This window comes from Limnohabitans sp. (assembly GCF_044361985.1).
In the GTDB taxonomy this organism is placed as follows: domain Bacteria; phylum Pseudomonadota; class Gammaproteobacteria; order Burkholderiales; family Burkholderiaceae_C; genus Limnohabitans_A.
The window spans coordinates 1-10,215 of sequence record NZ_JBIKHV010000079.1; the positions used below are offsets into that span (position 1 = coordinate 1).

Consider the following 10,215-nt stretch of genomic DNA (forward strand, 5'->3'; position numbering starts at 1 on the left):
AGGTGATGGTGCTCAAGGCGAGTTGAATTTGGCCTCTTTCGGCCGCCTCAAACAAACCCAAAAAACGAGGTGCGAAGTCGGCATGGTCTTCGAGCAGGTAAATCCAGGGTGCGGTGTCCACCAACACTGTCGCACCCGCGCTCAATCCACCCCAAAGGGACGCCGAGGCACGCGCTTTGGCCACCACCGCTCAAGCCCACTCATCACGCAGTTGCGCCACCGACGCCGCAGCGCCATCCAGCCACAAGCCCCGCCCAGTGCCTCGCAAGGCCAAAACACCGCTTTGCTGCAAAGAGCGGGCCTGTTGGTCACGCCACTGGTCAACCGGTATCACCACCGCCACCGGCTTGCCGTGGCGCGTGATCACACTGGTGTAGCCCGCCACCGCCTCTGAGGCGATCAGCGGCAACTGCGCGCGGGCTTGCTCGAGTCCATATTTTGGGGCTTCTGACATGACCAACTCCTTGATTTATGTACAGACTGTACAGAAATAATTGGGTTGTTGTCAATTATTCCGACTTGATACGGTCCGCTGTCCCAATTGGAGGTCACTCCAAAACCTAAGATGGCGCCCCCACCCAGAGTGGGCTTCAACGAGATCAGCGCCCATTCAAAGGGTAAGACGGGTCGTTGTAACCTGGCGTGGAGGGGTGACCAGGCACCACCAGACTGTTCACCACCGCTTCGTCCTCGGCAGTGATCTCGACCTCCAGCGCTGCAGAATAGTCCTGCCACTGCGCCAGCGTACGAGGACCGGCAACGACCGCACTCACATGGCGATTGGCCAGCACCCATGCCGTAGCGAAGTGCGCCAGCGAGACACCTTTGCGTTCGCAGTGGTGTTTCAAGGTTTGCGCAATTTGCAATGACTCTGCCCGAAACTCGGTTTCCATGATGCGTTTATCGGCTCTGGCAGCACGCGTTCCTGCAGCCGGGGCTTGGCCAGGCTCATATTTTCCGGTCAGCACGCCACGTGCAATGGGGCTGTAGGGCACCACACCCAGGCCGTAATGCCCGCAGGCTTCCAGCACTTCCACCTCTGGCATGCGGTTGAGCAGGTTGTAATACGGTTGGCACACCACAGGCCCAGGCATGTTCATCTGGCGGGCAAGGTTCACCATCTCGGCAATGCGCCAACCCCGGAAATTGGAAACGCCCCAATAACGGATCTTGCCGTCTCGCAGCAAAGCTTCGATGGCACGCAAAGGCTCTTCGAGATTCATGCCGTTGTAGTCACGGTGCAGGTAGTAAATGTCGATGTGATCGGTGCCCAGGCGGCGCAGGCTGTCCTCGCAAGCGCGCATCATCCAGCTGCGCGAATACCCCTGGTGGTTGGGCCAATCGGCCATGGGATTGCCGACCTTGGTGGCCAGCACCCATCGGTGTCGTTGTTCAGACAGCAATTGCCCCAACATCTCTTCGGACTTGCCCAGGGTGTAAACGTCGGCGGTATCGATGAAATTACAGCCTCGATCCAGCGCATCCGCCAGGATGTCGCGCGCATCTTCGATCGGAGTCTGGTCACCAAACATCATGGTGCCCAAGCACAAGCGGGAAACCTTCAATGAGCTTTTGCCCAGCATGGTGAATTTCATGGATGCCCCTCGAGACAAAGTGTTGATCCGTCAAGGCTAAGCCAATTGACGAACCCAAGCTGTCACCTGTGTGGAATTAAAAAAGCCCCTGGACCTTTCGGCGCGGGGGCTTTGGACAAGGCCAAGGCCTGATCAGGCAGTCACACCTTTCGCTTTTTCCACATACTCTTCAATCTGGTTGAAGTTCAGGTATTTGTAGATGGCTGCGCCGTCCTTGTTCACAATGCCCATGGCTTCGTGGTACTCGGCCACCGTGGGGATGTGGCCCAGCTTGGAGGCGATGGCCGCCAACTCGGCCGAGGCCAAGAACACGTTGGCGTTCTTGCCCAAACGGTTGGGGAAGTTGCGGGTGCTGGTGGACACCACGGTTGCGCCTTCGCGCACTTGGGCTTGGTTGCCCATGCACAGCGAGCATCCGGGCATTTCGGTGCGGGCACCAGCAGCGCCGAAGTTGGCGTAATGACCTTCCTTGATCAACTCGCTCTCGTCCATCTTGGTCGGTGGCGCCACCCACAGTTTGACAGGAATGTCACGGCTACCGCCGAGCAATTTGGCTGCGGCACGGAAGTGCCCGATGTTGGTCATGCACGAACCAATGAAGGCTTCGTCGATTTTGGTACCCGCCACTTCAGACAGAAACTTGGCATCGTCCGGGTCGTTCGGGCAGCAAAGGATCGGCTCTTTGATCTCAGCCAGGTCGATCTCGATGACATGCGCGTATTCGGCGTCTTTGTCGGCTTCGAGCAGGTTGGGTGCGGCCAACCAGGCTTCGACTTTTTCGATACGGCGGGCCAAGGTGCGTGCGTCGGCATAACCATCGGCAATCATGTTCTTCATCAGAACCACGTTCGACTTGAGGTACTCCTCCACCGGCTCTTTATTCAGCTTGATGGTGCAACCCGCAGCGGAACGTTCGGCCGAAGCATCGGACAACTCAAACGCTTGTTCAACCTTGAGGTTGGGCAGGCCTTCGATTTCCAGGATACGGCCCGAGAACTCGTTGATCTTGCCGGCCTTGGCCACCGTCAACAAGCCCTTCTTGATGCCGTACAAGGGAATGGCATGCACCAGGTCTCGCAGCGTCACGCCAGGTTGCATCTCGCCTTTGAAACGTACCAAGATGGACTCGGGCATGTCCAAAGGCATCACGCCCGTGGCAGCACCAAACGCCACCAGGCCAGAACCAGCGGGGAAGCTGATGCCAATCGGAAAACGGGTGTGCGAGTCACCACCGGTGCCGACGGTGTCAGGCAACAGCAGGCGGTTGAGCCAAGAGTGGATCACGCCGTCACCAGGGCGCAGTGAGACACCACCACGGTTGCTGATGAAGGCAGGCAGTTCACGGTGGGTTTTGACATCCACCGACTTGGGGTAAGCGGCGGTGTGACAGAAAGACTGCATGACCATGTCGGCCGAGAAGCCCAGGCAGGCCAGGTCTTTCAGCTCGTCGCGGGTCATCGGGCCAGTGGTGTCTTGTGAGCCCACAGTGGTCATTTTGGGTTCGCAGTATGTGCCAGGGCGAACGCCCTGACCTTCGGGCAAACCAACCGCACGGCCGACCATCTTTTGGGCCAGTGTGAAGCCGGCCTTGGTCGTCACCGGCGGAGTGGGCAAGCGGAACACGGTGGACGCTGGCAAGCCCATGAACTCGCGCGCCTTCGCGGTCAGGCTCCGGCCAATGATGAGGTTGATACGGCCACCGGCGCGGACTTCGTCAAACAACACATCGCTCTTGAGCTGAAACTCGGCGATGGTGGCGCCGTCTTTCACGATCTTGCCGTCGTAGGGCAAGATATCGATCACATCGCCCATCTCCAGCTTGGTCACATCGACTTCAATGGGCAAGGCACCCGAATCTTCTTGTGTATTGAAAAAGATCGGGGCGATCTTGCCGCCCAAAGTTACCCCCCCAAAACGCTTGTTGGGCACGAAGGGGATGTCCTGGCCTGTGGCCCAGATCACGCTGTTGGTGGCCGACTTGCGGCTGGAACCTGTCCCGACCACATCACCCACGTAAGCGACCAGGTTGCCTTTTTTCTTCAGGTCCTCAATGAACTGCATCGGGCCGCGCTTGCCGTCTTCTTCTGGCTTAAAGGCTGCACCTTCGCGGGTATTTTTGAGCATCGCCAGATAGTGCAAGGGAATGTCCGGGCGGCTCCAGGCATCTGGTGCGGGGGACAGGTCATCGGTGTTGGTTTCACCGGGCACCTTGAACACGGTGACGGTGATTTTTTTCTCGACTTCGGGGCGGGTGGTGAACCACTCGGCATCAGCCCAGCTCTGCATGACTTCTTTGGCTTTGCCGTTGCCCGCCTTGGCTTTTTCTGCAACGTCGTTGAAGAAGTCGAACATCAACAAAGTTTTCTTGAGGGCTTGGGCCGAAACGCCCGCGACTTCAGCGTCATCCAGCAACTCAATCAGGGGATGCACGTTGTAGCCGCCGACCATGGTGCCCAGCAACTCGGTGGCTTTGGCTTTGGAGACCAGGCCGACCTTGATTTCCCCGTGGGCCACGGCCGCCAAAAAAGAAGCTTTGACCTTGGCGGCATCGTCCACCCCTGGTGGGATGCGGTAGGTCAACAAGTCCATCAGGAAGGCGTCTTCGCCTGCAGGCGGGTTTTTAATCAGCTCGATCAGGTCGGCCACTTGTTTGGCATCCAGCGCAAGAGGCGGGATACCCAGGGCAGCGCGTTCTGCGGTGTGTTCACGGTAGGCTTTCAACATGGTTTTTTCTCCTGTCAGTCAAAGTTTCAAGATTTATCGCCCCATACCTGTCGTGTCGATCAGGCTGGGCGGGGGGGTGGTTTTCATGTCCTCTGCAAAGGCCACTTGCTCGGCATTGGCACATTCATCGGCCAAGCGGCGGCCTTTGTTCTGGTCCATCAGCATGGACTTGTTGGCCAATTGCAGCCAAACCGCACCAGCTTTACGGTCTTCCAGGCGGATCGCGCCAGTGGTCGTGGCCACAGGGTGCATGCGGTAGCGAAAACCTTTGCCATGCAAATAGAAATAGCCTGGCTGCGAATCATCGGCTTCCATTCGCACCGAAGCGCCCAGTTCACAAGGCAAGTGCCCTTGGTGCACACGATCGGCGATGGCCAGCTCATCGGGCCCCATCGGGGTCTCGGGTGCAAGTGGGGTCGGCCGTTGAGTTTTGGGTTTTGGGCCGGTTTTAACAGCGTTCTGCTTCGCATTGGCATTGGCATTGGCCTGCGCCGGCTTGCTCTGCACCGCTTTACTTGAGGTCGCTTTGGAGGGGCTCGCAGGCGCTTGCGCCCATGCGGACAAGGTCAACAAAGAGATCACCCAGAATGCGGTCATTTTCAGCATGTCAAGACCCTTCAACTGAACGGTTTTCATCATGCAACAAACCGCACGTTCTTCGGAATACCTGCAAAAAACGAATGAATCTCTTGCGGCAAATGTCGACCGGTCTGGTGCGCGCGTTCGATCAATTGCCAGAAAAACCGGTAACTGGCCCGGTCGTGCAATTGACCCGCATGGCTGATGGGCGCCCATTGGGCAGCCTGAGCGGCCAAAATGATCTCACTGGCCTGCTCGATTTGCGCTTCGCTGGGGGCCATGGCCTGCAAAATCGGGCGGATCTGGTCTGGGTGGATGCTCCACATTCTGGTGTAACCCAGTTCGCGGGCGGCTTTTTGTGCGGCCATGCGGATGGCATCGATGTTCTTGAATTCGGTGACGACACAGTGTGAGGGCACTTTGCCGTGGGCGTGGCAGGCGCTGGCGATTTCGAGCTTGGCGCGCAGCACCAGTGGGTGCGTGAACTGCCCCAAAACCGAAGGGTTTTGCCCCAAACCTGTGCCCATGGCATCAGCTGTTATCGCACCACCATGGGCGGAGACAAAGTCCATCAGGCCAAAGCTGATGGACTGCACACGGGGGTGTGCGGCGATGTCAAACGCACGGTGCACGGCAGCGGGCGACTCGATCAGCACGTGCAAAGGCAAATCTGCGGCACCTGCGTTGATCAGTGCATCCTGGGCGCGGTTGACGTCGGCCACGGTTTCAACTTTGGGCACCATGATGTGCGTCAAAACCTGGCCCGCACGGCCTGCAATGTGCGCCATGTCGGCATCAAAACTGGGGTGGTCTACAGGGTGAACGCGCACCGCAATGCGAGCATCCGGCGTGGCAGCGGTCGTGGCGAGCGCCATTTCCGTGACCAGTGCAGCGTGTTCGGCTTCGCCACCGACTGGAGCGCCATCTTCGCAATCCAGGGTGACATCAAAGACACATGTGCCGAACTCTTGCGTCATTTCAGCCTGCAATTGCAGGCTTTTGCGCATCCGCGCTTCCACCCCACTGTAATGGTCACATACCGGCAGCTGAACGCTACCGGCTTGCGCCCCCAGCAAAATTTCGCGCGGATGGCTCACTCTGTTTCTCTGCGGAGCGTCAGATCAAATGGGCCACGCCCGCCTGCTCGTCGGTCAACTCTTTCAGGGTCTTGTCGATGCAAGCTTGGCTGAACGCGTCGATTTCCAAGCCCTCAACGACTTTGTACTCGCCGTTTTCGCAAGTCACAGGGAAACCAAACATGACGTCCTTGGGAATGCCGTACCAGCCTTGCGAAGGTATCCCCATGGTGACCCACTTGCCGTGAGTGCCGAGGGCCCAGTCACGCATGTGGTCAATGGCTGCGTTGGCAGCCGAGGCTGCCGAAGACAGGCCACGGGCTTCGATGATGGCCGCGCCGCGCTTGCCGACGGTGGGCAAGAACACGTTGGCGTTCCATTCCTGGTCGTTGATCATGGTCTTGACCGACTCGCCCTGGATGGTGGCAAAGCGGTAATCAGCGTACATGGTGGGCGAGTGGTTGCCCCACACGCACAGTTTTTCGATGTCAGCCACGGCCTTGCCAGTTTTGGCAGCGATTTGCGACAGAGCGCGGTTGTGGTCCAGACGCAGCATGGCCGTGAAATTGCTTGGCTTCAAGTCAGGCGCGGCCTTCATGGCGATGTAGGCGTTGGTGTTGGCGGGGTTGCCCACCACCAGCACTTTGACGTCGCGTGAAGCCACTGCGTTCAGGGCCTTGCCCTGTGCAGTGAAGATGGCACCATTGATGGCGAGCAATTCAGCACGCTCCATGCCAGGGCCGCGTGGGCGCGAGCCGACCAGCAGGGCGTAGTCAACGTCTTTGAAAGCGGTCATCGGGTCGCCATGGGCTTGCATGCCGACCAGCAAGGGGAATGCGCAGTCTTCGAGTTCCATCATCACGCCCTTGAGCGCCTTTTGCGGCCCCTCGACGGGTACTTCGAGCAGTTGCAAAATGACAGGCTGGTCTTTGCCCAGCATTTCGCCGGAAGCGATGCGGAACAACAATGCGTAACCGATTTGACCTGCTGCGCCGGTGACGGCAACGCGGACGGGCTTTTTGCTCATGGTGGAAAACTCCGAAGTGTTGAAAACAAGGGTCGCAGCCCATGGCCGACAAGTTAGTCAGCAGGTCTGTCCAGCGTACCGGACTTGCGCTGCGAACCCATGCAAATGAGCCCGAAATGCAAGCAAACAGCTTGGAAGTGTACTCGCGAAAACCCTGACTCGTCAATTTGTCTTATGTCTTATATAAGATAAGATGTGCTACCTGACGCGCAACTGACCCGCTCGCCAAAATCTACCCATGAACAACACTTCTCCATTGGCTGACCAAAGTTCTTCTGCAGCCAACACGTCCGTGCCCACGCCTGCGTTCAGCCCGCTCTACCAGCAAATCAAAAGCCTGATTCTGCAAAACCTGCAATCGGGCGAATGGAAGCCCGGCGAGTCCATCCCCAGCGAAATGGATCTGGCTGCGCGCTACCGGGTCAGCCAAGGCACGGTCCGAAAAGCCATCGACGAGTTGGCCAGCGACCACCTGCTTGTGCGCAGACAAGGCAAAGGCACCTTTGTCGCCACGCATGCCGAACACCATGTTCAGTACAGATTCCTGAAATTGGTGCCAGACACTGGCAATCTGGACTCCGAAGGACCCGCCCAACGTGAAATCGTGGACTGCAAACGCTTGCGTGCCACAGCCGACATCGCCCGCACATTGGCACTACGGACTGGCGATACCGTTTTGCAGGTCAGGCGTGTGCTGTCTTTTGCGGGTGTGCCGACTATTCTGGAAGACTTGTGGTTGCCCGGCGGCCCCTTCAAAGGCTTGACTTCCGAGCGGCTGGCCGGTTACCAAGGGGCCATGTACGCTCTTTTTGAAACTGAATTTGGCGTGCGCATGGTGCGCGCTGACGAAAAAATCCGGGCTGTGATGCCCGATGAGACCCAAAGCCAACTGCTTCAGGTTGCGAAAGGAACCCCTTTACTCAGTGTGGAGCGCATTGCCTACACCTACAACGACACCCCGATGGAGTTGCGGCGCGGCTTTTATCGCACCGAAAGTCACCACTATCACAACGCTTTGAGTTGACCCACTAAGAACGATTGAAAAATCTCCCTGCGCCCCCCGTGTGCAATGCTCATGTCAGTTTGCTGCGTTGCAATAGAATTCACCGGCTTGCCATTGAGATTACGAACGCGTTACACCCAGAAAGTACACACATGACTGAACTCGCCCGAAAGCGGCCTGAATTCCGCAACATCAATGCCTTGAAAGACTTGCCGTCTTACCGCTTGCCAGCGGCAGGCATCGTCTCGATCTTGCACCGCATCAGCGGTTTCCTGATGTTTTTGCTGATGCCACTCATCATCTGGCTGTTTGACAGTTCCATCACTTCCGAGATTTCTTACGCCAAACTCGCGGCTGCTTTCAACGTCGGCCTGGGATTTGTGCCTGGCTGGTTCATGAAATTGGTCGCATTGGCTCTGATCTGGGCCTATTTGCACCATTTCATTGCGGGTCTGCGCCATTTGTACATGGACATCTGTCACGCTGTGACCAAAGAATTCGGCAAATCCTCAGCCATCGTCACTCTGGTTCTCAGCATCGGACTGACCGCCGTGCTCGGTGCCAAGCTGTTCGGTCTGTACTGATCAGCCCCCATAAGAAACAAGGAAACTGACTTATGTCCGTGAATTACGGCTCCAAACGCATCGTGACCGGTGCTGGTTATGGCTTTCGTGACTGGCTCGCTCAACGCGTGACCGCCAGTCTGATGGCTCTTTTTACCCTGATCCTGCTGGCTCAGGTCATCTTCACGGCCGGCCCTATCGGCTACGAAGAATGGGCAGGCATTTTTGCCTCCCAATGGATGAAGGTCCTGACCTTCTCTGTCATTCTTTCATTGCTGTACCACGTCTGGGTGGGCATGCGTGACATCTGGATGGATTACGTCAAACCCCTGGCTGTGCGCCTGGTTTTGCACGTTTTCACCTTGGTCTGGCTGGTCAGCTGTGCAGGCTGGGCCGTTCAGTCGCTCTGGCGTCTGTGAATGCCTGAGACTGCTTGTCATTGCACTGAACTCACCCCAACTTAGATAAACCATGAGCTATACCAAAGACAAAATCACCACCCGCAAGTTTGATGTCGTGATCGTCGGCGCCGGTGGTTCGGGCATGCGTGCCTCGCTGCAACTGGCCCGCGCTGGCCTCAACGTGGCCGTGCTGTCCAAAGTGTTTCCTACCCGTTCGCACACTGTGGCCGCCCAAGGTGGCATCGGTGCCTCTCTGGGCAACATGTCCGACGACAACTGGCACTATCACTTTTACGACACCATCAAGGGCTCCGACTGGCTTGGCGACCAAGATGCCATCGAATTCATGTGCCGTGAAGCGCCCAAGGTCGTGTACGACCTGGAGCACATGGGCATGCCCTTCGACCGCAACCCAGACGGCACCATTTACCAGCGGCCCTTTGGCGGCCACACCGCCAACTATGGCGAAAAGCCTGTGCAACGCGCTTGCGCTGCCGCCGACCGCACAGGCCACGCCATGCTGCACACGCTTTACCAGCAAAACGTGGCGGCTAAAACCAGCTTTTTCGTGGAGTGGATGGCCCTTGACCTGATCCGTGACGCCGAAGGCGACGTGGTCGGCGTCACCGCGCTCGAAATGGAAACCGGTGACCTGCACGTCTTGCATGCCAAGACCGTGCTGATGGCCACGGGTGGCGCAGGCCGCATTTATGCCGCCTCGACCAACGCTTTCATCAACACAGGTGACGGCTTGGGCATGGCTGCTCGTGCAGGCATCCCGCTGGAAGACATGGAGTTCTGGCAATTTCACCCCACCGGCGTGGCCGGTGCGGGTGTGCTCTTGACCGAAGGCTGCCGCGGCGAAGGTGCCATCTTACTGAACAGCAACGGCGAACGCTTCATGGAGCGCTATGCGCCCACCCTGAAAGATCTGGCCCCGCGTGATTTCGTGTCACGCTGCATGGACCAAGAGATCAAGGAAGGCCGTGGCTGCGGTCCCAACAAGGACTACGTGTTGCTCAAGCTCGATCACCTGGGCGCCGACACGATTCACAAGCGCCTGCCTTCGGTGTACGAAATCGGCGTCAACTTTGCCAACGTCGACATCACCAAAGAGCCGATTCCCGTGGTGCCCACCATCCATTACCAAATGGGCGGTATCCCGACCAACATCAACGGCCAAGTGGTCACACAAAACGCCACCGATAACAACGCTGTTGTGAACGGTTTGTACGCTGTTGGCGAGT

At 57.8% G+C, this 10,215-nt stretch carries 11 protein-coding genes; 4 read left to right on the top strand and 7 right to left on the bottom strand.

Going from position 1 to position 10,215, the window contains the following annotated elements; genetic code table 11:
- From ACIQ3A_RS11755 to ACIQ3A_RS11785, 7 genes are all read right to left on the bottom strand, one after another.
- Window positions 1-184 (bottom strand): hypothetical protein (locus ACIQ3A_RS11755; protein WP_396431921.1); only part of this gene is annotated, 184 nt, incomplete at its 3' end.
- Window positions 185-190: 6 nt separating this feature from the next.
- Window positions 191-454, bottom strand: a complete 264-nt coding sequence (locus ACIQ3A_RS11760; RefSeq protein WP_396431922.1) for a type II toxin-antitoxin system Phd/YefM family antitoxin — start codon at window positions 452-454, stop codon at window positions 191-193.
- 145 nt (window positions 455-599) lie between these two features.
- Complete coding sequence (locus ACIQ3A_RS11765) at window positions 600-1,595, bottom strand: aldo/keto reductase (protein ID WP_396431923.1); 996 nt, start codon at window positions 1,593-1,595, stop codon at window positions 600-602.
- Window positions 1,596-1,727: 132 nt separating this feature from the next.
- Window positions 1,728-4,319 (bottom strand): bifunctional aconitate hydratase 2/2-methylisocitrate dehydratase, encoded by a 2,592-nt coding sequence (gene acnB / locus ACIQ3A_RS11770; RefSeq protein ID WP_396431924.1) that lies wholly within the window; start codon window positions 4,317-4,319, stop codon window positions 1,728-1,730.
- A 33-nt stretch (window positions 4,320-4,352) separates the two neighbouring features.
- Window positions 4,353-4,925, bottom strand: coding sequence for a hypothetical protein (locus tag ACIQ3A_RS11775; RefSeq protein WP_396431925.1), 573 nt, complete (start codon window positions 4,923-4,925; stop codon window positions 4,353-4,355).
- Window positions 4,926-4,954: 29 nt separating this feature from the next.
- Window positions 4,955-5,905, bottom strand: coding sequence for an HpcH/HpaI aldolase/citrate lyase family protein (locus tag ACIQ3A_RS11780; RefSeq protein ID WP_396431930.1), 951 nt, complete (start codon window positions 5,903-5,905; stop codon window positions 4,955-4,957).
- Between the two features lie 109 nt (window positions 5,906-6,014).
- Complete coding sequence (locus ACIQ3A_RS11785) at window positions 6,015-7,001, bottom strand: malate dehydrogenase (protein WP_396431926.1); 987 nt, start codon at window positions 6,999-7,001, stop codon at window positions 6,015-6,017.
- 238 nt (window positions 7,002-7,239) lie between these two features.
- Here ACIQ3A_RS11785 and ACIQ3A_RS11790 point away from each other — a divergent pair, with 238 nt between their 5' ends.
- The 4 genes from ACIQ3A_RS11790 to ACIQ3A_RS11805 form a co-directional block, all read left to right on the top strand.
- Window positions 7,240-8,025, top strand: coding sequence for a GntR family transcriptional regulator (locus ACIQ3A_RS11790; RefSeq protein WP_396431927.1), 786 nt, complete (start codon window positions 7,240-7,242; stop codon window positions 8,023-8,025).
- A gap of 131 nt (window positions 8,026-8,156) precedes the next feature.
- On the top strand, window positions 8,157-8,588 hold the full coding sequence (sdhC, locus tag ACIQ3A_RS11795; protein ID WP_396431928.1) for a succinate dehydrogenase, cytochrome b556 subunit: 432 nt from the start codon (window positions 8,157-8,159) through the stop codon (window positions 8,586-8,588).
- Window positions 8,589-8,620: 32 nt separating this feature from the next.
- On the top strand, window positions 8,621-8,986 hold the full coding sequence (sdhD, locus tag ACIQ3A_RS11800; RefSeq protein ID WP_108407295.1) for a succinate dehydrogenase, hydrophobic membrane anchor protein: 366 nt from the start codon (window positions 8,621-8,623) through the stop codon (window positions 8,984-8,986).
- 52 nt (window positions 8,987-9,038) lie between these two features.
- The coding region (locus tag ACIQ3A_RS11805) for an FAD-dependent oxidoreductase (protein ID WP_396431929.1) at window positions 9,039-10,215 on the top strand (1,177 nt) is incomplete at its 3' end.